Below are 25,025 nucleotides of genomic sequence, written 5' to 3'. Positions count from 1 at the left end.
GTTCTGCGGAAAACTGCCGTTTTAGTTCTTTAGCCAACGAAACGCAGACTCAATTGCGTCGACAGAATTATTCTGGATGCAAGCGCCATGTGATAAAATGACGCGCCTTGGATTCCATGCGATCATTTGCTCCACGCCAACCCGAAGCTCGTCGCGATGCTTGCGAGCGGCCAGCCTTATCTCGATCGAGGGCTTTGCGTTCGGTCCGGTTGCGCCGCCAAGCTTAAGCAAAAGTCGGACGAACAAGCTGCGGACGCGACTGGCTTCAAAAGTTTGCATTAGATCAGTGACGACGAGACTTTGGGAGGGGCGATGAAAAAACACCGTTTCCGAAAACTTTCCCAGTTCAACGCTGATATGATCGATATCCGCACTCCAATCCGCGACGAGCTTTCCACCCAAGGCGATTGGCTTGGCAGCAATCTTGTGTGCCACATCGGCCGAGGCAAAAACGGTGGCATCGGCATTCGTGGATGCCCAGGCGTCGACTTGCAAATAGTGGTAACTGTTCGGTGCGATGATGGCGGAGACCGGCCCCAAAGCATCGAGTGTCTGTTGAAGATTCGCCGAGTAAGCGACTGGCGAATGCAACCAAAGTGTGCCGTTAGCCAGCTTTACAACCGTCATCCGCGTCGGGCATGGAATAAGCGCACCAGCTAATCGATATTGAACCTCAGGTCCTTCGACGGTCCAAATATCTTCCGCTTGTGGCGATATTGTAAGTTGTGGTTCGTAGGGTTCATAACCAACGCGCGTCATCGTTTTAGTGATTCCTGGCAAATATCCTTACTCGCCAGATACCACATAAAAGCCGCCTGTCAGCAATCCACAACATTCCAGACATACGGACAACAATGTCCCGCCGTCGTTACCTGCAGTTTGTTCATAGGCTGAACGAAGGGCAGCTTTCCTGAAATATGTTAATAAAGCGGTCTTTCCGGACACGACAACATTGCGGACCTAAAAAAGCCTAATGTTTTAAAAGCTGGTCGACGACCCGAGCGACATCACTGGAAAGATAGGGCTTTCTTAAGACTAGTTGGGAGTCCAAGTCTGTCCGAGTTCCATGGTTTGAATAGCCAGTCGAAAACGCAAAGGGAATGCCGCGAGCAATTAGAATATCTGCAATTGGGTAACTATTTTCTTCGCCGAGATTAACATCGAGAATTGCGATATCGAAGCTTTCTTGATCAAGCAATGCAAGCGCTTGAACGACCGACGCGGCGGGATAAATTGCCGAACACCCCAAATCTTCAAGCACGAATTCCAAGTTCATCATGACGATCATCTCGTCTTCAACGACAAGCATCTTTCTCCCGTCAAGTGTGCCCATCACTGCGAACTCCGTATAAACGATGGAGCGGGAATATCGATTTGACACTTTACACCTTCGGCCAGGTAGTCGAGCGTCACCTTGCCATTCAGTTCATGGGATATTCCTCGGCCTAAAATCCATGTTCCAAAGCCTTTATGCGACGGAGGTGTAACGAGTGGTCCATTTCGTTCTTGCCATCGGATCAAGAGGCGGTCGCCTGCGGCTTCCTTGCTCAAATGCCAATCTACGTCTATTCTGCCCTCACCGTTGGATAAGGCGCCGTATTTAATAGAATTGGTTGCAAGTTCATTGAGGGCGATAGCAATTGCCAGCGTTATCTTCGGGGGCAATACAATATTGCTACCACTTATCGTTATCCGTGCCACGTGATCCGTTATCGAATGGAACGGCTTCATGGCCATTTGAACCAGATCATGCAGACCCGCACCGTCCCACTCGGTCGCAGTAAGAAGATCGTGCGACCGCGCCAAAGCTTGAATTCGGCGCTCAATTGCAACACGGGCCTCAGAAGGCACTGCTGGGTCTTTCAACGCATGATTCACAATGAACTGAAACGTTGCCAACGTATTTTTTACGCGGTGATTAAGTTCGTCGATGAGTGCTTTACATCGCTTATTTTCAAGCCGGTGCGCAGTCAGGTCCGCCAATGACACAAAATATTGTACGATTTTGCCACTTTTGTCAGACACTGGCGTTATGAACATGGACGCCCAAAATTCGGTGCCGTCTTTGCGCTTATAATGCACCTCCGTGTCGCCGCACATTTCGCTGTTAAAAGCCAACTTCAACACCTTAATATTTTCTTCGTCAAAACCGTTGGCAAGTAACGACTGAAAGTTTTCTGCGAGCACCTCCTCGCGGGTATATCCAGTTAGATTCAAAAAAGCATCGTTTGCAAAAATGACAGAGTGTCCATCGTCCACGTTAAGAAACATCATCGGCATTCGTGTTTTTTCAGCGGCAACAACGAAAGGTCCAAGTTGACGTCGAAATGAATCGACGGATGCTTCGCCGGCTTTTTGTACCGAGGATCTAGGCGCGTCGGTTGACATATCATCTCCACAGACGAGCCAACTTGGCTAACCCTTGCGAGCTTAAACCGTTCGCTGGCAGTGTTGTTCCCCGCAATGAATGCCTCAGAATTTGGCTGATAGAAAAATGACACCAGTCAGTCCTGACTAACACCTTGTGAAAGGCAGCTGATGGCTTCGATCCACTAAAAGCAGTATGTCCGCTTCCCACAAAATTTCATACAATCTGACAACAATTTCCCGCCTTCGTTACCTGCCGTTTGTTCATAGGCTGTCTGCGGTGCGAGTGCTCAATGGAGCGATGGCTAGTGACACCGATGCTCTCTCAATAAAATCAAGAAGTTAGCTTATAGAATTGTAAGCAATACGAAAAAGTGGGGTTTTTGTATAAATTGTTTACCGAAAAACCAAGGCTCAAATAATCTGCTAAGCCATTGAAAAATGGCAGGAGTTGGGGGACTCGAACCCACGACCCTCGGTTTTGGAGACCGATGCTCTACCAACTGAGCTAAACTCCTGCACTCCGCATTTCTGCGAAGAGTGGTGCCCTTAACGCCGTTATGCAAACGGGGCAAGCCTGCTTTCGCAAACCCGCCCCGTTCTTGTGCCAAATTGCGCGAACTAGAACTTGAAACCAGCCTCGACGCCCCAGATGCGTGGTTCGTTGACGAAGCCGGTCAAGTTGTTGAAGTCGATGCCGCCCACCGCAGATGTATCCTTGGTGATGTTGCGTCCGAATGCGGCGAAATCATATTTGTCGGTTTTATACCCAACGCGCAGGCCGCCTTCGAGCATGCTCTTGTCCTGATACTCGACGGATTCATAAAGGAAGAAGTTGATCTTCGACCGATAGGCCCAATCGGTATAGGCATAGATTTCGCCATTGCCGACGGGGATGCTGTAACGCGCGGTCCAGTTGGCGATCCACTCGGGGCTTTGCGGCAGGCTGTTGCCGTTGATGTTGACGATGGCAGGCCCTGCTCCAGCTGGAGTTACGATCGGGTCAAGGATGGTGCAGATCGAAGGATCTAACCCGCCCAACTGTGCACCGCAAGCAGCGGTCGTCAGGCCCGCATCGCGGATACTGGTGTTATTGTAGCTGATGCCAGCGGTAAGCAGCAGCGCCGATACCGGTTTGAACTCCACCTCGGCTTCAAAGCCATAGCCGCGTACCTTGTCTGCATTGATCAGGCGGTTGGCATTTACCCCGCCGCCAACAGCAGTCAGCTGCGCGTCTTTCAGCTCATAATAAAAGCCGTTTAGGTTGAACCGTGCGCGGCCATCGAGCAGATCGGATTTGATACCTGCTTCATAAGACGTAATCGTTTCCGAATCGCCAACGGTGACGCCATCTTCAAGTGGCGTCGCGGTTGATGGCGGAAACAGCAAGCGTCCCTGGATCGACGGCGCGCGATAGCCACGAGCAACGCGGGCATAGAAATTGATGTCGTCCGTCGCCTCATAATTTGCGCTGAGATCCCAAGTGACGTTGTTATCCTTGGTCTTGCGCGTGACGGTGCCAAGCAGCGGTGGAGTTGGGAATGTGGCACCAAATATGTCGAACGGGAACGAATCGAAATCACGTGATGCAGTGAAATCGCGCTTGTCGTCATTGTACCGGATGCCGCCAGTCAGTTTCAGTGCATCGGTTACGGCAAATGTTGCCGATCCGAACACGCCCCAGGCGGTGCTCTCCTGACGCTGGCTGGCAACGATGTTGACGCCGCCTGGTGGCGTGAGCAGGCCAACACCGCCGACAAAATCACCCAAGGTGGCATAATTGTCCGAACGGATTGTCAGCGTTTCATCGAAATAGAAGACGCCTGCCTGATAGCTAAGCGGACCATCGCCGTTGCTGGCAATGCGGAATTCTTGCGTGAACTGCTTCAGGTTTGGAACCCGGTCGCGGGTTTCGGCTGAGAAAGGGATGAAGCCGGGGCCGGTAGCAGGTGCTGTAAAAAATGCACCAAGGCCTCCATCAACGTCGCCAACCGAATTGCTTTCGCCCTTCCATAGGCTGGTCACCGAAATGAACGAGACTGGCCCTGCATCATAAGTAATGCGCGCGGCGGCATTTTGGGTGTCGACGGTCTGTTCGTTCTGGCCATCGGTTGAAACGCTGTAGCGGTTAAAATTGCTGTTCAGCCCACGCTGGCCTTTGGTGAACACATTGGCGCGGAACAGGCGTGCGGTGCCGTCGAGTGAACGGAACTGGCCGGTCAGCAGGATGTCGAGATCATCGCTTGGCTTGATCAGGAACTGCAGGCGCGCGGCATATTCTTCATAGCCTTCGAATGCGTCCTTGGTGGTGCCGGCGGGGGTGACATTGTCGACATAATCGTCCTGACGCTGATACATGGCCGAGAGGCGCACGCTGACTTTTTCACCTAGCGGGCCGCCAACAGCGCCCTGCGCGTTGATCGCGTTGAACCGGCCATAAGATATCTTGCCATAGCCGCCTGCGACTTCGCTTGGCTTTACGCTATCGAACTTGACGATACCGGCCGGCGTGTTGCGACCAAACAGGGTGCCCTGCGGACCGCGCAATACTTCGACGCGCTCCAGATCGAAAATCGGGAAGCCCTTGAGGATCGGGTTTTCGAGGACGACATCGTCATACACGAGGCTGACTGGCTGCGATGCGTTAAAGTCAAAATCGGTGTTGCCAAGGCCGCGGATGTAGAAACGCGGGAATGTGCGTCCGAACGAGGATTCCACCAGAAGGCTGGGCACCCGGCCGGAGATACCGCGGATGTCCACGCCGCCTGCCGAAATGGCATCAAGCTTGTCGCCGCTGACCGCAGTGACCGACAAGGGAACATCCTGCAGATTTTCTTCGCGGCGCTGCGCGGTGACGACGATCTCGCTGAGGCCGGGGCCTTCTTCGGCGGCTTCATCCTGACCATAAGCAGGCGCGATGAGAAAACTGGTCGAGGCAATCGCAATCGCGAGGCCTGAAGCAAGTGTCGAACGGAAAGTACGCATGGAAACTCCCTGAATGTCAGTGGGTCGATAGAGAATCGGGGCACTTTTTGTCCCGTTATCGCTGCCATCATTCTTCCCGGCAAACGGGTCAACTCTGCTTTGCAAAATTGTGACGTTTTTGCGTCGCCTGTGGCAGTTTTGCACCGCAATATATTTAGGGGAATTTACTCGCGCCAAAGAATCTCGGCGGAGCGCTCGCGTATATTCCTAAAAGCTCATTTCGTCATAAATCCGGCGGATATCGCCGCCCCATTCGCCGTGATAGCGGTCGAGCAATGTTTCCGACATGGTTTTGCCCGATGCCACAATCTCGCGCAAGGGATCGAGATAGCCGGTTTCATTGTCGCCGCTGCTGTTCAGGCAGTTGCGGGCGGTAAGGCCGGCGGATGAAATGTCGAGGATGCGCCCCGCTAGATCCAGCAGCTTGCCACCACCGGGGATCGCGGCATTCAAACCTTGTGCGGGAACAGCAGACCGTAAAGTTTCGCGTTCGTCCATCGTCCAATGCTTGACTTCGTCCCACGCGGCGTTGAGCGCGCCTTGATCGTATAACAGGCCGACCCAAAAAGCGGGAAGCGCGCAGATGCGGTTCCACGGGCCGCCATCGGCACCGCGCATTTCAAGAAAGCTTTTCAACCGAACCTCGGGAAAGGCGGTCGACATATGGTCTTCCCAATCGCTGACGGTCGGTTTTTCGCCGGGCAGAACCGACAATTTACCGTTCAGAAAATCTTTGAAATCCAGTCCCGACGCATCAATATATTTGCCGTCACGATAAACGAAATACATCGGCACATTCAGCATATAATCGACATAGCGTTCATAGCCGAAACTGTCGTCGAAAACGAAGGGCAGCATGCCGGTACGCTGCGGGTCGGTGTCGGACCAGATATGGCTGCGATACGAGAGGAAGCCGTTCGGCTTGCCTTCGAGAAATGGCGAATTTGCAAATAATGCGGTTGCGAGAGGTTGCAGCGCGAGAGAAGTCCGGAATTTATGCGCCATGTCGGCTTCGCTCGAAAAGTCGAGATTGACCTGAATGGTGCAGGTTCGCAGCATCATATCAAGGCCCATGCTGCCGACACGCGGCATATGGCGCAGCATGATTTCATAGCGGCCCTTAGGCATGATCGGCAATTCTGCCCGCGTTTTGTCGGGCCAAAGGCCCATACCCAAAAAGCCTTTGCCGGTTTTCTCGCCAATGGCCTTGACCTGTTTCAGATGCCTTCCGGTTTCAGCGCACGTCTGGTGCAGATTTTCCAGCGGCGCGCCTGATAATTCAAGCTGTCCGGCGGGTTCCAGGCTGACGGCTCCGTCAGGACCGCTTAAGGCAATGACATTGTCGCCCTCCATCACCGGGGTCCAGCCATATTCGGTTAACGCCATTAACAGGTCGCGGATTCCACCGGGCTCGTCATAGGAAGGGGCGCTGAAATTCTTGCGGCAATATACGAATTTCTCATGCTCGGTGCCGATGCGCCAACGGTCCTTGGGTTTCTCGCCCTTGGCAATTGCCGCCACGAGCTGGTCGCGTGACTCGATGCTAGGTTCGTTGCGATTCGAAACTGTTTTTGTGCTCATGGCCGGGGTTTATAAATGTCGGGGCCCTAATGCCAGCACTTTCATGCGCTCAGTTGACTGTCACCTGGAATGCGACGGCGAAGCTGTTGGCGTTCGGCATTGTTGCGGTTGAAACGGTTATGGATGAATCCAAAAATGCCGCCCCGTGGGGATCGGTTTCATCCGCGCCTGACGCATCGTCGTCTTCGGAGGTAGTCGTATTGGCGCATGTGGGTCCCGAAGTCAGCGAATTGCGTACGTAAGTGGTATTAGGCGGGATAGAATCGGTGCCAATGATGGTGGTGGCAAGGCCCGGTCCTTGGTTGGAAATGGTAATGCAATACCGCACGCGTGCACCCGGCACGGATTTTGGATTGGACGCGCTAATTCCATCAGAGATTGCCGAACTTGCCTTTGTCACGTTCAGCATTGCGGGCAGGGGTGAAATTATCAGATTTGCCTGGAAAAAAGTCCCGGTGCTCCCATTCACATTGTCACAAATTGAGAGGGTCCATGTGCCCATCGCATTTTCCCCGTTAAACGCGTTGAGGCTTTGAACGGGGGCAAAGATGCGCTGATAGGGCGGAACGATGGTGCTCGCGGTCGCGGGGTCGTTCAAGATGATATGCGTGCTGACCGATGTTGCCGATCCGCTGTCAAAAAGCACGTTCAAATGGTCGCGCGACCCGCCTGTGTTGCGAAACAGGGTAATCGTCGTACCTTCAGGGGACCGTAGCGTTATCACAACATGGTTGCGCCGTGTATGCGACAGTAAAACCCCGACGTTGATGTCGTCGATGGTATAGGTTTCGGGGACGACAAAGGTCCGCGTTAATTGTGTGGCGCACGAGGGGCCGGAATTAACGATGGGGGCATCGACCGTATTTGTATAGGTTATTGCGGTTTGTGCATGGCCGGGGGTTGCGGCGACTCCGCACGACAATATCACGGCAAAAAGCAGGCGCATTGCGCCAAGATGCATGCCCCATCGTGTGACTAAATATATATCCATAGTTATAGTTTAGCAGGGAAGCGATGGGCAATGCCATGATTTTTTTATGCGATGTTCTTTGGGGTCGAATGCGCCCCGGTCAATTGACTGTGGCGTTAAAGACCATAGCGAAACTTGCCGAAGGCCCGAGCGTGGCTGCCCGGCCGGTTACGGTAGATCCGGCAAAGTCCATGCCGAACGGGTCATTTTCATCTGCGCCCGCATTATCATCATCTTCGGCATTTGTTGCACCGGCACAGCTTGGTCCGGTTAGCATACTGCCAGGAATGAAGGTTGTTCCTGCAGGAATGCTGTCGGTTGCCACGATATTGCTGCTGGTGCCGCTGCCCGAGTTTGACACGAGGATGCAATAGCGCACAATTGCGCCGGGCAATGCTTTGGGGTTGCTTGCGCTCACGCCGTCGCTGACGACATTGCTCAATTTCGTAACGCTTATGGTCGTTTGCGGGTTACAGAATGTGAAATCATTGATTGCAATGGCCTGACCATCGGGGTCGGCCGGCGCGGTTGTGTGGTTACCGTAGATTATCGTGATTGTATCGACGGGCGAGGCGAATGTTGCAATTACCGTGCCCTGATTGGTCGTGTCGCTGGCGGTGACGTCACCAATGGCGACGTTGCCAAAGACATAATTGGTGATGCCGTTGGTCAATGTAGGTGTGACCGTCGATCCGTTGAAACTGCCGGTAATGGTCATTTTGTCGGCAAAATCATTTGCCGCATAGTCGACGTCAAAAATCGTAAATTGCACTCCCGGAACCGCCGTAGGCAACGTTACGACAGTCGTGGTGGCTTGGGTCCGGGTTGAATATTGCACATTTTGGTACAGCGAATTCTGTCCGGTTGTCCCGCCTGTAATTGTCGCATTCAGCTGCAACGGAACGGAAAACACACCTTGGGTTGTGACGTTAAATCCGATCGCGCCGATATTGGCCACATTGGCGGTTCCGGTCGGGCTGCCGCTGGTCCAGCTTTGCGCGTTCCAGTCCAGCAATGTAGTGCCAGCAGGACAGAAAAGTGTGGGCGGTGTTCCGGCGGTTCGGGTTCCGGTCGTGGTAAAACTGACGGCTGCGTCGTCATCTTCATTAATGGAGCTATTGCCCGGTGTGGAATCAAGATCGGTGATCGAAGACGCGCTGATCTCCGCTTCGTTCTGGATGGTGGTTCCAAGGCCGGCGGTTATCGTGACGTTGATAGTCAGCGTTCTGGTGGTGCCGACCGGAATGCTGCCAACCGTCCAAATGCCCGTTGCACTGTCGTAACTGCCAAATCCAGTCGCGCTGACAAAAGTGACGCCCATAGGTAAAACGTCAAGCACGGTTACGCCCGAAGCCGCAGATGGCGAACTGGCCGAGTTGGTTACGGATAATGTGTAGGAAATAGCATTGCCACTGGCAGGTGTTGCGTTGCTGACTGTTTTTGCAAGCGATAGATCGGCATAGTTGGCCGGTGCTTGCGTGAGATAAAGGTCAGCGCGAGTAAATGTGCCGACATCGGCTCCGACGGAATCGCATATCACCATCGTCCAGTTGCCAATCGCATTTTGCCCGTCAAATGCGTTCAAAACCGACGTCGGGCGGAATGTCCGTTGATATGGCGGGGCTGCGCCTGTGGTATCGTTACTCGTATGGCTGCTGATCGCAGCCGCTGCTTCATCGTCATACAGGACATTGAGGTTGTCCGCCGCCGCACCGACATTGGTCATAATCTGGACCGTCGTTCCGGCGGGTGAAGTCAATGTTATGCGAAGATCGGACCGATACGTGTGGCTGAGCAAAACGCCAAAGTCGACATCGGACACTGTAAAACTGGTACCCACATTGAATGTCCGCGTGACTGTGGTCGAACAATTGGTGGAATCGACGATATTGCCCGTGGCGGTGTTGCTGTACTGGTTGACCGTCTGGGCAAATGCCAGTGTCGGCAATGAACATGCCGCAAAGACCACCACCACAAAAGTAGCAATAATCCGCAGCAAAGCTGCTTTTGCGAATAAAAGCGACCCCATTTTCAATTTCGTTTTGGTCCAAAAGTCATCGCAAAGGGGTAATTGAAAGAATTTAATTAATGATAAATGGCCGCGGAATTGCGCGCTTCCAATTTGTAAAATTCTATAAATTTTGCTTGGCGGTTAACACTATTACCGATCGTTAACCTCAACACATTAAACATGGTTGCACGCGTTACGACCAGGACCGCAATTGCATAGATTTTCAATCAACCGGCTTCGGCTTTTATTGGCGATGATGTTCGCCGCGTTTATCGGTTTGGGATCGACCCCGGCCCACGCCCAATCGTGCGCGCCGGCAACTTCGCAGGGGACCGCACCGCAGGGATGGGAAACTTACTGCTGGCTGGATTTTACGGCCTATAATGATGCAACGGCACGATCTGGCGCAGGCCAGAATTTTACGTTTAACCTCAGTGATGGGTCCGTATTATCGTTTAACTTGAGGGTTACCCCGACAGGGGCAACGGCGTTCAGCTCCATCGCAGCGCCATCCTGGACGGGGGCTGCAGTAGGCAATACCGCATTTTTGGGAATTCCCGGACGGCCTGTGCTTTACACCGCATCGGCTGGTAACAAATCGATCACTTTTTCGGGAATAACCATCACTCCGCCGCCTGGTGCCCCTGCCGTGACCGCATATTCATTTGTGGCGGCTGATGCGGAATCCACGAATGATGGCGAGAATTTGCAATTCGTGACCAACGGCTCGGGATGGCAGATTTTGGATCAAGTCAACCCGATCAGCGGAAACACATATCCCCCCATTACGGGAACTGGCACTTCTACATTTACTGAAACGGGCGCCCCGGGAACGGTTGGGGGCTATATTGTTGGCTCAAACAGTCCAACGACGGTCACAGCCAATATGGTAGCCGGTGGCTTGCAAGGCGCAATGTTTGCGGTTCGCTTTGCTTCCATGCGATTGCGCAAAACCATTACCGGCGCGCGTGTTAACGCAGCTGACCAGTTTACATTCAGGGTAAGTGCGACATCGTCAGGAACCACACTTGCCTCTGGCACGACCAGCGGTACCGGCAACGGACCTTTTTCCGCGGCGCCTCTTTCGCTGGCTTCGGGTATTCCATTGACCCTGTCGGAAACGATGGCACCGGGCAGCGCCAGCACTCTGGCCCAATATGCCAGCCGACTTACATGCACGAATACGACAACCAGTTCGACTACGCCGCTGCCCAATAACCTGCTCGCGACGAGCTACAATTTTGGCGCTTTACAGTTCGGCGATGCGGTCATCTGCATTTTCAACAATGCTGCTTATCCGCATATCCGCGTGAGCAAGGCATTGGGAGCGGGAGGCCGGCGGTTCAGCACCGACCAGTTTACCGTTCGCATAAATCAGGGCGCTACATTGGTCTCATCTGCAACCACGACGGGGACCGGAACCACCGACACCGGTGGAAGCACGGCTTTGGTGCAGGTTGTGCCCGGAACAGCCTATACCCTTGATGAGATTATGTCTGGACCGGGGAGCCTGTCGCAATATAGCTCGGCATTGGCTTGCACGAACGGCACCAATGGCGTGACGACAAGTTTTCCAACCACGGTGCCGGGTAACATTACCCCCGTACTGGGTGACGTCATCAGTTGTACGATCACCAATACAAGGCTGGCAGGAAACGCAACATTGGTGGTTTCCAAAACGTCTACGGTGCTTTCGGATGGTATTAGCGGGGGCAATCCGAAATCTCTTCCAGGAGCGATCATAAGGTATACGATCACTGTGCAGAATACCGGCAACCTGTCTGTCGATGCGAATACGATTGTGATCGTTGATGCATTCCCTGCGAATTTCACGCTGGATGCTTCCACGCCGTTCAATTTTACCGAAGGTCCGCGCGGCAGCAATCTCAATGCCTTTAACCAGTCGACGATGGTGACCTATTCGACGACCGGCGGCGCCCCTTTTAGCGCGCCGCTGGGTAGCGGATTTAACGGGGCCATCCGGGCTTTCCGTTTTGCGCCGACCGGAACGATGCAGGGTGCCAATGCCAGCGGACCGTCGAGCTTTTCCATCTCCTTTGTCGGCCGTCTCAACTAAGCCTTCACCAGTCGCCTTGCGCGGCTATCCAGACCGAAAGCGCAGCAATCGCTGCGGTATCGGCGCGTAAAATTCTTGGACCGAGGGACACCGCAATCGCAGCCGGATGTGCGCGAATTGCCGCATTTTCCTGATCGGTAAAGCCACCTTCGGGGCCGATGAGGATCGCGGCGGGTCCCGTCTTGATCGCATCGCCAAAAGACGCTCCGCCACGTTCATCGCAGAAATAGAGGGTCCGCCCTTCAGGCCAGTCTTTCAATATAGCGTCGAGCTTCGCAAGCGGCGCGATTTCCGGTAGCGCGGTGCGCTCACATTGCTCGGCGGCTTCGATCATGTGCGTCTGCAGCCGGTCTTCCTTAACCTTGTCGACAACACAGCGGGCGGTCAGCACTGGCACAAAACGCGCCACGCCCAATTCGCAGGATTTCTCCGCTATCCAGTCGAAGCGGTCTTTTTTGACCAGCGCCTGGCAGAGCCAAAGGTCAGGCACGCTCTCACGTTCACGCAGCTTGGCCTGGATTGTAACAATCAAGTCGCGTTTTCCGGTATGCGATACCAGCGCCAGATATTCGCCAGTCATATTGTCGAACAAAGTAACCGGCGCGCCCTCTTTTAACCGCATGACGCCAAGTAGATAATGGGCGGACCCACCCGCTATCTCGACATCTTGTGATAGCGCCAACGCGTGCTCGATATACAGGCGGGGTGTAGATTTGGGTGGCCAATTCGGGGTTGCGGGCATGATGATCGCCGTACCGCCAAATAATGTCTGCGTCATCCAGCATTTTTCCATCCTGACGAGGTCAAGTTCCAGATGACGAATGCGTTTTTCTTGTGCAAAGCGCGAAGGTGACGTCCAAACTTGTTCCCGACAGCGAATATCGCGGATTGATGGCCCTGCTGCCTGAAAAGCTGCGTGGCTTTGCTGTGCTGGCGCGTTTTGACCGGCCGATAGGCTGGTGGCTGTTGTTCTGGCCGTGCGTTTTTGGATTGGCGCTGTCCGGGGGACTGGTTGCCCAGTGGGATTTGGCGCTGTGGATGCTGTTGGGTGCCATCGCCATGCGCGGCGCGGGCTGTGTGTACAACGATATAGTTGACTGCGACCTGGACCGGCAAGTGGCGCGCACGGCTTCGCGCCCATTGCCAAGCGGCGCCGTCAGGGTAAACGCCGCATGGGCATGGCTGATCGCCTTGTGCCTCGTCGGGCTTGCCGTGTTGGCGCAACTGCGGTGGGAAGCGCAGGTGATGGCACTCTTTAGCCTCGCCTTGGTTGCGGCTTATCCTTTTATGAAACGGATTACCTGGTGGCCGCAGGTCTGGCTTGGTCTGGTGTTTAGCTGGGGCGCACTGGTCGGATGGGTGGCAATCACCGGCCATATCGATGCGGCGATGTGGTGGCTGTACGCTGGCACGATCTGCTGGGTGATAGGCTATGACACGGTCTACGCCATGCAGGACCGTGAAGATGACGCATTGGTCGGCATCAAATCGAGCGCATTGCGATTAGGTGGTCAGATAAAAGCGGGCGTTGCCCTTTTTTATGCGTTGGCGATCGGCGGCTGGGGCATGGCAATCTGGAGCATACGGCCTGAAAAACAGGCGCTTGTCGCGTTGGTGCCCGTTGCTATTCACTTGATACTGCAAGTTACGTCACTCAAGAAAGACGGCAGTAATGCGCTTGGTCATTTCCGGTCAAACCGGGTGGCAGGATTATTGGCGGCTTTGGCATTTCTTGTCGTCGGCGCCGCAGGGACTGTTTAGGAGAGTAAAATGGAAAATCGCCGTCTGGGAAAAAGCGCCGTTGTTGTTTCCGACATTTGCATGGGAACAATGACGTTCGGTTCGCAAACCGAAGAGGCGGAGGCGCATCGCATATTGGACAAATGCCTCGATGCCGGGATCAACTTTTTCGACACAGCCGAAGGCTATCCCGTGCCGCCGGACATCAAATGGGTCGGCCGTACCGAGGAAATTGTCGGGCGTTGGATGAAGGGCAAGAACCGCGATGCCATCATCATGGCGACAAAGGTGTCGGGCCCCAGCCATGTATGGTTCAAATCCCCCAAGCGCGGCGGGATGACAGCGCTCGACCGGCATAATATCATCGTCGCCGTGGAGGACAGCCTTCGCCGGTTGCAAACCGACTATATCGACCTCTACCAAACCCATTGGCCCGACCATGACACCGCCTATGACGAAACCATGGAAACGCTGGATGAACTGGTTCGTGCTGGTAAAGTGCGGGTGCTGGGTTGCTCGAACGAGACCAGTTACGGACTGATGAAGTCGCTGGCGACGTCCGAACGGTTGGGCACGGCGCGTTACCACACGATCCAGAATAATTATTCGATCAACAACCGCCGGTTCGAGGATGAACTGAAGCAGGTGTGTCGGCAGGAAGGGGTGTCCTTGCTGCCCTATTCGCCTCTGGGTGGCGGTGTGCTGTCGGGGAAATATCTCGATAACCAGCGTCCCGAAGGCGCACGTTTTTCCCGCTATCTGGAAATGCAAGGGGAGCGCCAGTTCGAAATGGCGCAGCGCTTCGCCGGGCCAAGGGCGCTGGAATCAACGGCGCGCATCGTCGCCATCGCAAAAGAGGCGGGCATGTCGCCAATTACACTCGCAACCGCCTGGTCAAAACAGAATGACTTTGTCGCCTCGACCATCGTAGGCGTCAGCCGCGAGGATCAACTGGACGAGATTTTTGCGGCAATTGACTTGAAGCTCAGCAAAGAAGTCATGTCGGCAGTGCACAAGGTCACCAAAGAGATTTTGTACCCGATGGGGTGACTGGTCTGTCGGAATATTTTCGTCAAAAGGAAGAAGGAAAAAAGGAAGAAGAAGGGCATCTCATTCCGGGTAGCTGAGCGCCTCATTCCTTCTTTTTCTTATTCCTTTTGACGAAAAAAGGTCACAGCCAGTCAGGATGATTTCAGCCTGTGACAATTTCCGACCGGCTATAGCCCAACGCTTCGGCCAGTGCCTGCAATCGCCTTTGAACCGAATTTGATCGCAATCGCACGGCCTGACCGCTCAGTCGCAAGCACAATATATTGTCACCCCCTTCGATCCGGCTGTTGGCAAGGGCACCGCCTGTGCCGCCGTCAAGCCGCTGGGCAAGGCGGATCGCCAGGCCCCAGACAACAGCCTGCGCCAATGCGCCCGGCTTGGCCAGATTTGAGAGCATTTCGGGCAATGTCCGTTTGCCGGCATGGACCGTCCACAGCGCCGCTGCGATCACTGCCCGGTCGCTTGCCACTACCCCCGGCCAGTTTCCGTCCAGCGCAAGGTCCAGTGCATGATCGGCGCGATATTCGGGGTTTACGTTCCACACACTGTCGGACAATAAACAGGCTGCGCGGCACAGTCGGGCGTCGCCATCGCTTTGACCTGCAAAGACCGGCGCAATCCAGTCGGCTAGCGCATCACCGTGAAATGGAAAGCGGGTGAGCCGTTCGCCTTCAAAACGGGTGGCTGCTATCAATGGGTCTTCGCGGCGTTGTGCATCGGAAAGCTGGTCGAACAGCAACCCTTCACGTAAACCATAGATACTGGTCACCAGTTCATTCGGTTCAAGCAAGCGAACGACACCGGCCAAGAGGGCGGTCGCACCCGGTAATGCAGCGATCCGTCCCGTGGCGAGCACTTTGGTCTGGGTAAGTGCGGCTGCATCATTGACCAGCGGCATCAATCTGGTCGCGGCGTCGGGCGGCATTTGGTAATTGGACAGGATCGTCAGCGGATATCCGACATCATGCATGTGCAATCGCGCAAATGAACGCCACGATCCGCCGATCATATAAAAAGGTAGGCCACTTTCGATAGGGAAGCCGTCGTCGCCCTTTAATGCTGCAATATCGTCGCGTAGCATTTGGGTTATCTGTTTGGTGGTTTTTCCTTTCAGCACCGCATGGCGCAGCGTACCTAGCGGTAACGAGACGCGGTCACCCAATTTTCCATCGGCCAGACGGATGAGTTCAAGGCTGCCCCCGCCAAGATCGCCGACATAGCCGTTGGCGCGCGGGTTATCGCTGATAACACCAAGGCCAGCTGCCGTTGCTTCGGTTTCGCCGTCGAGCACGTCGATCCGGATGCCGAGCGCCGCCGCGCTTTCGACCAGTTTCGCCCCGTTCTTTGCTTCGCGCGTTGCGGCGGTCGCAACAACGCGCAACGTGTCGACTTTCATGGACCGTGCCAGTGTTTCAAACCGCGCCAAAGCCGCCAGCGCCTTTTTCATCGTCGCCGCGGGAATGATGCCGTCGCCAGCAAGGCATGCGCCCAGAGCGACGCGGCTTTTTTCATTGTAAATCGGCATCGGCGCGCGCGGCAGGCCGGCATAGACGACAAGGCGAACTGTATTGGAGCCGATGTCGATAACGGCCTGACGGACCGATTTCATCTCCGCCGGACTAGGTTCAACGTCGGCACCTTTTTGTCATCGGCCAAAGCGCCGCCGCGACCCGACAGCGAAGCGTTGGTCATGAAATAATGGTGCAGATTGAACGGCATATCGCCTGCCTTGACCCTTTCGTACCGGCCATCCGACCGCAGCATCCAGCTTTGCTGATTGTCGAGCAGGTTTGCAACCATAACCTGATCCAGGATCTGGTCATGGACCGTCGGGTTTTCAATCGGCAGCATATATTCAACGCGCCGGTCAAAGTTGCGCGACATCCAGTCGGCGGACGAGATAAAGACCTTCGCATTGGGATTGGGCAGATCGGCGCCATTGCCCATGGCCCAAATGCGGCTGTGTTCCAAAAAGCGCCCGACCACGGATTTCACGCGGATGCGCGACGACATGCCCTTGACGCCGGGGCGAAGGCAGCAAATGCCGCGCACGACCAGGTCAATTTCGACACCCGCTTCGCTCGCTTCGTAAAGCTTGTCGATGACTTCCTTATCGACCAGCGAATTCAGCTTTGCCCAGACAGCACCGGGTTTGCCCTCCGCCACATTGGCAATTTCCTGATCGATCAACCACATCACCTTTTCGCGCAGGCCAAGAGGACTCATTGTCAGCAACTGCAGGTTGCTGGGCGGAATATAGCCGGTGATGTAATTGAAAATTTGCCCGGCATCATGACCGACACGGGGGTCAGCGGTGAAGAAGCTGATGTCGGTGTAAATCTTGGCGGTGATGGGGTGATAATTGCCGGTGCCAAGATGGCAATAGGTGCGAAAACCATCGGCTTCGCGGCGGACGACGAGCGAGATTTTCGCATGGGTTTTCATATCGACAAACCCGTATACGACCTGCACCCCGCTATTTTCCAACTGCGAAGCCCAGTGCAGATTCTGCTCCTCGTCAAACCGCGCCTTTAGCTCGACGATCGCCGTCACCGATTTGCCCGCCTCGGCCGCTTCGCACAGCGCGCGGATGACGGCCGATTGCTTGCCCGCACGGTACAATGTCTGCTTGATCGCGACAACATCCGGGTCGAGCGCTGCCTGCTGCAAAAAGGCCAGCACGACGTCAAAGCTTTCATAAGGGTGATGGATGACGATATCTTTTTGCCGGATTGCGGCAAAACAGTCGCCGTCATGTTCCAATATGCGTTCTGGAAAGCGCGGCGAATAGGGCGGGAATTTTAAGGATGGGCGGTCTTCATCCACGAGTTGTGCCAGATCCCCGATGCCGAGGAACCCGACGGTTTCGGCGACCAGCGACGATCCCGCACCCAATTCGGTGCGGATCAACGTGGATAATTCCAGCGGCAAGCCTTTTTCCAGTTTCAGCCGGATAATTTTTCCGCGCCGCCGCCTTTTGATCGCGCTGCGGAAATAGCGGACCAGATCTTCTGCCTCTTCCTCCACTTCGATATCGCTGTCACGGATCACGCGGAAAGCGCCCGAGGCGATCAACAGATAATCGGGGAACATTTGCCCGACAAAATGGCGGATGAGGTCTTCGATCGTAATAAAACGGGTGCCCGCGCCGGGCAGGCGGACGAAACGCTGCAACGATTGCGGTATCATCACCAGCTGCCGCACGATCTCGCCATCATCCTTGCGACGCATGTCGAAAATCAGGCTGATGCCCTGGTTGGGTATGAACGGAAAAGGATGGGCGGGATCGAGCGCCTGCGGTGTGAGCACGGGCAGGATCTGTTCGCGGAAATAGCGTTCTACTTCCGCCTGATGCAATTTGCCGATGGCGGCAGGTTCGATAACCTTGATGCCTTCGGCGGCGAGTTCCTTAAGCAGCTTTTTCCAAAGCTTCTGCTGCTCTGCCATCAAGGCGTCGGCAGCGGTCACGGTCGCAAAGAGCTGTTCCGACGGGGTGCGGCCATCGATGGACAGTTCTTCGATCCGCCGTTGCTGCTGCCCCCGCAAACCGGCAACGCGCACCATGAAAAACTCGTCGAGATTGGTGCCTGAGATAGATAGGAAGCGAAGGCGTTCCAAAAGCGGGTGTGCCGGATTTGCGGCTTCTTCAAGGACCCGTTCATTGAACTTTAGCCAGGAAAGCTCACGGTTGAAATAGCGGCTGGCGGCCAGGTTTTTCCGTTGCTCGATTGTACTTAAACCTGGGGCGGGGTTCACAAATTTCGTCCTTCCATTGACATTGTTGCGCGGTGCCACGGAAACATTACCTTTTTACGGCATTTATGCACCCAAATTGTAATATTTTTGGCATCAAATTGTAATGGATACCACGTAGGCATGTCATACACCCTGCCTAAGGCGCCCACATTCAGCAAGCTCATACTGGGGGTTATCCAATGCAAATGCGCTCAAAAATTTCGACAAATTTCTTAAGAACGTCCATGCTCAGCGGTGCTGCTTTGATGGCGATTTTGCCGACTGGTGTCTTGGCGCAGGCCGCCCCCACCGACGAAGATCAATCGCGTGAAGGCGAAATTTCGACGGCCAACGAAATTGTTGTGCAGGGTCAGATCACCTATCGCAACCGCAGCGAAGCCGCAGAACCCGTGCTGGTTTATGATGCCGACTACTTTCAACGCTTTGAACCTTTGACGGCTGGCGACGCGCTGAAACGCGTGCCATCGGTGACTTTTCTGTCCGACGTTATCGAAAGCGACGGCGCACGGTTGCGCGGACTTGAGCCGGGCTATACCCAGATACTCATCAATGGCGAAAAAGTTCCCGGTTCGAATGCAGACCGCGGCTTTTTCCTCGACCGCATTCCAGCCGAGCTAATCAAGCAAGTGGAAATCATCCGCTCGTCTTCGGCACGCCGCACTGGCGATGCAGTTGCCGGCACCTTGAACATTGTTCTGCGTGACGGGTATCAGCTTGAAGGCGGCTATGTCCGCATGGGCGTCCTGCGCTTTGACGATGGCGAAGTGAAGCCGAGCCTTGGTCTGGTTTACGGCGGTGCGCTTGGACCAGGCCGGATTCTTATCGGCGGGAATATTCAGGGGCGGTATAATCCAAAGCTGAAAAAGAGCCTGCGTTTCGGCGATTCACCTGAAAACAATCCGAATTTTGAAACCGATGATTTTGACAATCGCGAAGACCAGACCGATACCCGCGATGGCACCGATTATGCGTTCAATGCCACCTATGACATTGACGGCGAAACGACCGATTTTGAACTGAGCGGCTATTATGTCCGCACCGATCGTATTGAGGATGAACGCTCGTTTGAATATGACGACCCGACGGCGATAACCGGTCCAGTGCGAACCACTCCAGTGGCCGGAAACCTGCTGACCGACAACGCCAACTTGAACACTATCAAGCAGGAAAGCTACAGCATTGCCAGCAAGCTGGAACACGAATGGTCCGCAGGCGTCACCAAGCTGAAAGTCGGCTATTCACGCTTTTCCGACAAGCAGGACGAAACCGAATTCGAAATTGACTTTGACCGGTCAACGCCGCGCTTTACCGGCGATTTGACCGATGTTGATATCGTCGACAAGGAATTGTCGGCCGGGTTGGAGCATGTGTTCAAATTGGGTGCCGATATTGAATTGGCAATCGGCGGATTTGCACAGAATAAGGATCGCGATACCAGCATCCTGTCCATCCGTGACCGCTTCAACTTGACAGCGGGTGATCGCGCTTACGACCAATTTGGCCGTAACCCCGAAGAATTCGTGCGTCCTTTCGGCGCACCGGTATTCACCCCCGGCAGCCTGAATACGATTGAAGAAGACCGCCGCGACCTATTCGCGGAAGTCGAAGGAAAATCGGGCAGCATAAGCTGGGTCGCCGGTGTGCGTTATGAAACCACTGACTTTACCGTAAATGACCTGACGGTTCCGGCGGTTCAGGAAAATGATTATTCGTTCTTGCTGCCTTCGGCTTCGGTAAAGATCGAGGTTGGCAGCGGTGGCCGTATCACCGCATCTGCGGCACGTACCAATCGTCGTCCGCGCCTTGACTTCCTGTCGCCTGCACTGCTTGAGGCGGAATTGGGTGACAATGATTTGCTAGGTAACCCAGCGCTGCGTCCCGAAACATCATGGGGCGGCGACCTTGGCTATGAACAGCGTCTTGGCCGGACCGGCGTGATCGGCGTCAACCTGTTCTATCGCAAGATCAAAGACCTGATCGAAGTTGCAAATACCGGTTTGCCGGGTTCCGAATATGACCCGGGTCCGGATCTTTTGAATCCTGAGCCAGTGACCGTGTTTGTATTGCAGCCACGAAATACCGGCGATGGTGAAGTATACGGGATTGAATTTGACCTGTCGACCGACCTCGGATTCCTGGGCCTTCCCGACACCGGCGTATTCGGCAACGTATCGTTCCTTGACAGCGAGATAACCGATTTTGGCGGTACCCGTCGCTTCAACGGCCAATCCAAATATGTTTACAATGCCGGCTTCATTCAGGACATCCCATCGGCTGGAGTCGCATTCGGCGCGACCTATCGCAAACAAGGCGGCGCGTTTGACCGGATTGTGGGCGAAGAAATCACCACGACTTATGGTGCGGATCTCGAAATTTTCATCGAAAAACGCTTTGGTAACAAGCTGACCATTCGTGCGGTAGGGTCCAACCTGCTCAATGGATCAAAGGATGAGGTTTTCAACAAGTTCAACACGATTGATGACCAGCTAACCCGCAGCTTCGATGAATATGAACTGGAAAGCGAAGAAGCTGGCCCGGTCTTCCAGATCATGGCGCGGTACGCGTTCTGATGCGGCACGCCATTTGGGCATTGTCTTTGCTCATCGCCGGTTGCGCCACACCGCAACCGGTTATGAGTCCGCTGGCAACGACTACCGTTTCGGCCAAGGTTGAAACCCAGCCAGTGGCGTCGATGGACGATGCCGCCGATGATCCCGCGATCTGGCGCAATGCGGCCAATCCGTCGGAAAGCCTGGTCGTGGCAACCGACAAGCAGGCGGCGATCCATGTCTATGATCTGAAAGGGACAAAGCTTCACTCTTCGCCGTCACCCCGGCTGAACAATGCCGATCTTCGTGATTTGGGCGGGGCCAGCGGTGTGCTGGTGGCCGCAAGTGACCGGCAGGATATCGCCAATGCGAAAATGGCGCTATTCCGGCTGGACACATTAGCAAAACGACTGGTGCCACTGGGCAGCATAGCGGTCGGGCCGGGCGAAGCTTATGGCATGTGCCTGTGGCGGCGTGCATCGGACAAGGCGTTGTTCGGCTTTGTCGTGATGAAAGATGGCCGCATCGATCAAGTGGCGATGGACCTGACCGGCCCGGTGCCTGCGGGTAAAGTCGTTCGTAGCATGAAATTGGGCACCCAGTCCGAAGGTTGCGTGGCCGACGACCGCACAGGCGTTCTGTATGTCGCCGAAGAGGATGTCGGCCTGTGGAAATTTGACGCATCGCCCGATGGCCCGGTAACGGCCACCGCTTTGGCCAAAGCCGACGGCAAGGAAATCGTCATGGATGCCGAAGGCGTTGCGCTTGCGCCTGCCGGGGCGGACGGCGGCTATGTCATCGTGTCGAGCCAGGGTGACAATGCTTATGCGGTCTATAAACTGCCGCAAGCCAGCTATGTCGGACGTTTTCGCATTACTGATGGCATCGTTGACGGGGTGCAGGAAACCGATGGCATTGAGTTGATGCTGGGGGATTTTGGGCCTGATTTTCCAGGCGGGCTCTTTGTAGCGCAAGATGGTGACAATCTGCCGCAGACCCAGAATTTCAAGCTGGTCAACTGGGCGGATGTGGTTGCTGCATTGGGCTTGTGAAAACACTGGGTTGCAATAGCGTGCCTGCGGTTTAATTGCATCGGATGACAAAAATCTGGTTCAATGATACGCTCGACCTGAAATCCCTCACCGCCAATGGTGATAATTGTATGCCCGGCTATCTCGGCATCGAATTCATCGATTTTGGTGATGACTGGATCAAAGCGCGTATGCCGGTCGATGAACGCACGAAGCAGCCTTATGGCCGCTTGCACGGCGGGGCTTCGGTTGTCTTGGCCGAAACCATCGGCTCGATCGGCGCGGCGATGACCGTTGACCGCAGCAAATTTGCTGTGGTCGGTATGGAGATCAACGCCAACCATGTCCGTCCGGTTAAGGACGGCTATGTTTATGCGGTCGCGCGCCCGGAATCGATGGGGCGGACAACGCAGATCTGGTCAATCCGTATCGAGGATGAAGCGGGTAAGCTGGTCTGCATTTCGCGCATCACTATGGCGGTGATTTCGACCGATCGGGCGTGATCGACAAGCCGCCATGTGGTAATTGCCGTTGCGGCGGCAGACTGCTATCGCAATCATGACACCGCTGGACAATATTGGGAAAACAGGCAGATGACAATCAGATATGTCCGTGAATTCAAAGGATTTGCAGGCATTCGCCTCGAATCGGATGATATCGGCACCGCCGACGATCCATCCATCATCCTGCTTCATGGTTTCGGGCAAACCCGCAAGATATGGGAAGATGTCGCGGTCGGGCTGGAGCAAGCCGGACGCCATGTCATCAACGTCGATTTGCGCGGGCATGGTGGCAGCGATTGGCCAGCCGACGCCCGTTATGATTTCGACGCTTATGTCGAAGATTTGCGGGCGGTGCTGGGCCAGATGCGAACACGGCCGGTGGTTGTGGCAGCGATGCACAGCGGCTGGATTGCAACGGCGGCTTTGGCCGAGGATGCCGCAACATTGGCGTCGGGGCTGATTTTGGTCGATCCGCCAGCCGAAGATGACGCGCAATCGGTGCGCGCATCGGCGGAGGCATTTTCTGCGGCCATCGGGCCGGGGCTGGCACAATCCGATTATGATGCCCGGTTGCTGGATATATTCAGCGTTGGCGGAAATGACGCCCGTTTGCTGGGCGTTGCGCCGCAAATCAACATTCCGGTGCTCGTCGTGCGCGGTGCGCTTGGCGCAGGCGCTGGCGACGCAGAACCGTCCGGCTATGCCGATGCGTTCCCCGATGTCGAAGCGATTGATGTCGACGGCGGTGGATTGCTGGTCAATGCCGAACGGACCGAAGCGTTTAACGGCTTGCTGATCGATTTTCTCGAACGCAAACAGCCGCGCTTCATTCCGGAATATCGGTCAGGCTCCGACGCCCGCACGTTGCGCGATGCGATGGGGTGCTTTGCCACCGGTATCACAATCATCACGGCGCATGACGCGGATGGAAAACCGATCGGTCTGACCGCCAACAGCTTTACCAGCGTATCGCTCGACCCTCCTTTGTTGCTGGTGTGCATTGCGAACAATTCAGGAAGTGCAGAAACACTGCGTTCGGCGGAAAGTTTCGCCGTCAATGTGCTCCAGATTGGCCAGCAGCCGGTATCCAACCTGTTTGCGGGTAAGGACGCAGATCGCTTCGCCGGAACGCGCTGGGAGGTGGGCGAATATGGCGCGCCGATATTGCCAAGTTCGCTTGGAATTTTTGAATGCAAACGCGACGCGCTGCACGAGGCAGGCGACCATTTCCTGCTTGTAGGAAAGGTCGAGAAGGCAAGTTTCGAACCGCGTCGTGATCCTTTGCTCTATTTCCGGGGCAAATACCGTCGGCTGCATTTTACTTAAAAAGCAGGGTTGATTATATGGCGGTCGCGCTGGACAATTTCGAGCAGCCAGTCCTTACCCGCCCGTATCCGCGCAAGCCCGTTATTGTCCCTGTGTGTGACCAGCCAGAAATTTCTATCGATCGATCCAAAGGACCGCAACGCGATAAGCGTTGGATCGGTGTCACCGATAAAGCAGGGCAACACGCCCATGCCGGTTCCCGATGCGATCAGGCGGTGCTGGGCATTGATACTGGACGAGCGGATGGTCGGTTGCAATCCGGGCAGGATTTCGTCGAGATAGTTCAGTTCCGGGGCGTAGAGCAAATCGGGAATGTAGCTTATAAGGCGATGGCCAGTTGCCAGATCCGCGGGTTTTTCGGGCAAGCCGTGGGCGTGGGCGTAACTCTGGCTGGCATAGAGGCAGAGCTTGTAGGATGAAAGTTTCTGCGCGATCACTTGTCCCGCCTTTGGCCGGGAGAGTACAACGGCGATATCGGCTTCCCGTTTGGACGGGCTTAGAAAACCGTTGCTGGCGACGAGATCGATTTTCATGTTGGGAAAGCGCGATAGAAAATCGGGGATATGGCGGGTGAGAAACCACGATCCGAAACCCTCCGATACGCTGATCCGCAAGGTTCCACCGGGGCCATGTTCGGCATTTTGTTTCGGCACAGCATTGTCCGCCGCAGAGGCCATAATCTCGATGGATGCCAACAGGCTCTCCCCCGCTTCGGTCAAGGCCTGCCCTTCGCGGGTCTGTTCAAACAGCGTTGCGCCAAATTGCGCCTCTAACCGACGCAGGCGCCTGCCAATGGTTGTTGCATCCACGCCCAGTTTCTTCGCCGCACGGGCAATTTGACCCGTCTGTGCGACGACGATAAACACATGGTAATCGTTCCAGTCTGTTGCCTGCATAATTGCAGGGCAGGATAGCAAACATACCACTTGCCTGCAATAATACTTTGCAGCAAAAGCACGGCCAAATATAAACAGGAGAGTCGAGATGCGGCAGATTAGTCATTTGATAAACGGCGGCGTAAGCGCAGCCGGAACGCGGTTTGCGGACATCATGGACCCGAACAATGGCGGTGTTCAGGC

18 protein-coding genes and 1 tRNA gene are annotated in these 25,025 nt (G+C 55.0%); 7 read left to right on the top strand and 12 right to left on the bottom strand.

The features are described from left to right. Positions 1 to 21 precede the first annotated feature (21 nt). The 8 genes from ACEW72_RS02060 to ACEW72_RS02025 form a co-directional block, all read right to left on the bottom strand. Positions 22 to 759 (bottom strand): DUF4336 domain-containing protein, encoded by a 738-nt coding sequence (locus ACEW72_RS02060; RefSeq protein WP_373474716.1) that lies wholly within the window; start codon positions 757 to 759, stop codon positions 22 to 24. Between the two features lie 211 nt (positions 760 to 970). Next, positions 971 to 1,333, bottom strand: a complete 363-nt coding sequence (locus ACEW72_RS02055) for a response regulator (protein ID WP_373474715.1) — start codon at positions 1,331 to 1,333, stop codon at positions 971 to 973. After that, entirely contained in the window at positions 1,333 to 2,388 is a 1,056-nt protein-coding gene (locus ACEW72_RS02050) for an HWE histidine kinase domain-containing protein (protein ID WP_373474714.1), read from the bottom strand. Before ACEW72_RS02050 ends, ACEW72_RS02055 begins: the two co-directional genes overlap by 1 nt. Before the next feature lie 421 nt (positions 2,389 to 2,809). After that, positions 2,810 to 2,885: transfer RNA gene (locus ACEW72_RS02045), tRNA-Trp, on the bottom strand. A 103-nt stretch (positions 2,886 to 2,988) separates the two neighbouring features. Beyond that, entirely contained in the window at positions 2,989 to 5,352 is a 2,364-nt protein-coding gene (locus tag ACEW72_RS02040) for a TonB-dependent receptor (RefSeq protein WP_373474713.1), read from the bottom strand. Positions 5,353 to 5,559: 207 nt separating this feature from the next. Continuing rightward, positions 5,560 to 6,933, bottom strand: coding sequence for a glutamate--cysteine ligase (locus tag ACEW72_RS02035; protein ID WP_373474712.1), 1,374 nt, complete (start codon positions 6,931 to 6,933; stop codon positions 5,560 to 5,562). A 49-nt stretch (positions 6,934 to 6,982) separates the two neighbouring features. After that, entirely contained in the window at positions 6,983 to 7,924 is a 942-nt protein-coding gene (locus ACEW72_RS02030; protein ID WP_373474711.1) for a proprotein convertase P-domain-containing protein, read from the bottom strand. A gap of 79 nt (positions 7,925 to 8,003) precedes the next feature. After that, a complete protein-coding gene (locus tag ACEW72_RS02025; protein ID WP_373474710.1) occupies positions 8,004 to 9,932 on the bottom strand; it encodes a proprotein convertase P-domain-containing protein in 1,929 nt (642 codons plus the stop codon). A 193-nt stretch (positions 9,933 to 10,125) separates the two neighbouring features. Between ACEW72_RS02025 and ACEW72_RS02020 the strand changes: the two genes are divergently transcribed. Further along, entirely contained in the window at positions 10,126 to 11,991 is a 1,866-nt protein-coding gene (locus ACEW72_RS02020; RefSeq protein ID WP_373474709.1) for a CshA/CshB family fibrillar adhesin-related protein, read from the top strand. Positions 11,992 to 11,995: 4 nt separating this feature from the next. Here ACEW72_RS02020 and ACEW72_RS02015 read toward each other — a convergent pair whose 3' ends face one another. Beyond that, positions 11,996 to 12,733, bottom strand: a complete 738-nt coding sequence (locus ACEW72_RS02015) for a 16S rRNA (uracil(1498)-N(3))-methyltransferase (RefSeq protein ID WP_373474735.1) — start codon at positions 12,731 to 12,733, stop codon at positions 11,996 to 11,998. A 149-nt stretch (positions 12,734 to 12,882) separates the two neighbouring features. Between ACEW72_RS02015 and ubiA the strand changes: the two genes are divergently transcribed. Both ubiA and ACEW72_RS02005 read left to right on the top strand, forming a co-directional pair. Continuing rightward, entirely contained in the window at positions 12,883 to 13,752 is an 870-nt protein-coding gene (ubiA, locus tag ACEW72_RS02010; RefSeq protein ID WP_373474734.1) for a 4-hydroxybenzoate octaprenyltransferase, read from the top strand. A 9-nt stretch (positions 13,753 to 13,761) separates the two neighbouring features. Continuing rightward, a complete protein-coding gene (locus ACEW72_RS02005) occupies positions 13,762 to 14,781 on the top strand; it encodes an aldo/keto reductase (protein WP_373474708.1) in 1,020 nt (339 codons plus the stop codon). 142 nt (positions 14,782 to 14,923) lie between these two features. Here ACEW72_RS02005 and ACEW72_RS02000 read toward each other — a convergent pair whose 3' ends face one another. Next, entirely contained in the window at positions 14,924 to 16,390 is a 1,467-nt protein-coding gene (locus ACEW72_RS02000) for a Ppx/GppA family phosphatase (RefSeq protein ID WP_373474707.1), read from the bottom strand. Next, on the bottom strand, positions 16,387 to 18,537 hold the full coding sequence (locus ACEW72_RS01995) for an RNA degradosome polyphosphate kinase (RefSeq protein ID WP_373474706.1): 2,151 nt from the start codon (positions 18,535 to 18,537) through the stop codon (positions 16,387 to 16,389). The genes ACEW72_RS02000 and ACEW72_RS01995 overlap by 4 nt, the downstream gene beginning before the upstream one ends. A 224-nt stretch (positions 18,538 to 18,761) precedes the next feature. On the opposite strand from ACEW72_RS01995, the gene ACEW72_RS01990 reads away from it, so the two are divergent. The 4 genes from ACEW72_RS01990 (at position 18,762) to ACEW72_RS01975 (ending at position 23,946) form a co-directional block, all read left to right on the top strand. Then, positions 18,762 to 21,107 carry a TonB-dependent receptor plug domain-containing protein gene (locus ACEW72_RS01990; protein ID WP_373474705.1) on the top strand — a complete coding sequence of 782 codons (2,346 nt, stop codon included), beginning with the start codon at positions 18,762 to 18,764 and terminating at the stop codon, positions 21,105 to 21,107. Then, positions 21,107 to 22,138: a phytase gene (locus tag ACEW72_RS01985; RefSeq protein WP_373474704.1), complete on the top strand. Its 1,032-nt coding sequence runs from the start codon at positions 21,107 to 21,109 to the stop codon at positions 22,136 to 22,138. The genes ACEW72_RS01990 and ACEW72_RS01985 overlap by 1 nt, the downstream gene beginning before the upstream one ends. A 44-nt stretch (positions 22,139 to 22,182) precedes the next feature. After that, the gene (locus ACEW72_RS01980; RefSeq protein ID WP_373474703.1) at positions 22,183 to 22,620 is read left to right on the top strand and encodes a hotdog fold thioesterase; all 438 of its coding nucleotides are present in this window, start codon (positions 22,183 to 22,185) and stop codon (positions 22,618 to 22,620) included. A 90-nt stretch (positions 22,621 to 22,710) separates the two neighbouring features. Beyond that, positions 22,711 to 23,946: an alpha/beta fold hydrolase gene (locus tag ACEW72_RS01975; protein WP_373474702.1), complete on the top strand. Its 1,236-nt coding sequence runs from the start codon at positions 22,711 to 22,713 to the stop codon at positions 23,944 to 23,946. Here the strand turns inward: ACEW72_RS01975 and ACEW72_RS01970 are convergent. Continuing rightward, entirely contained in the window at positions 23,943 to 24,842 is a 900-nt protein-coding gene (locus tag ACEW72_RS01970) for a LysR family transcriptional regulator (protein WP_373474701.1), read from the bottom strand. The genes ACEW72_RS01975 and ACEW72_RS01970 overlap by 4 nt on opposite strands. Positions 24,843 to 25,025 lie beyond the last annotated feature (183 nt).

Source organism: Sphingorhabdus sp. (assembly GCF_041737645.1).
Lineage (GTDB): Bacteria > Pseudomonadota > Alphaproteobacteria > Sphingomonadales > Sphingomonadaceae > Sphingorhabdus_B.
This window is presented reverse-complemented; position numbering and strand designations above follow the sequence as displayed.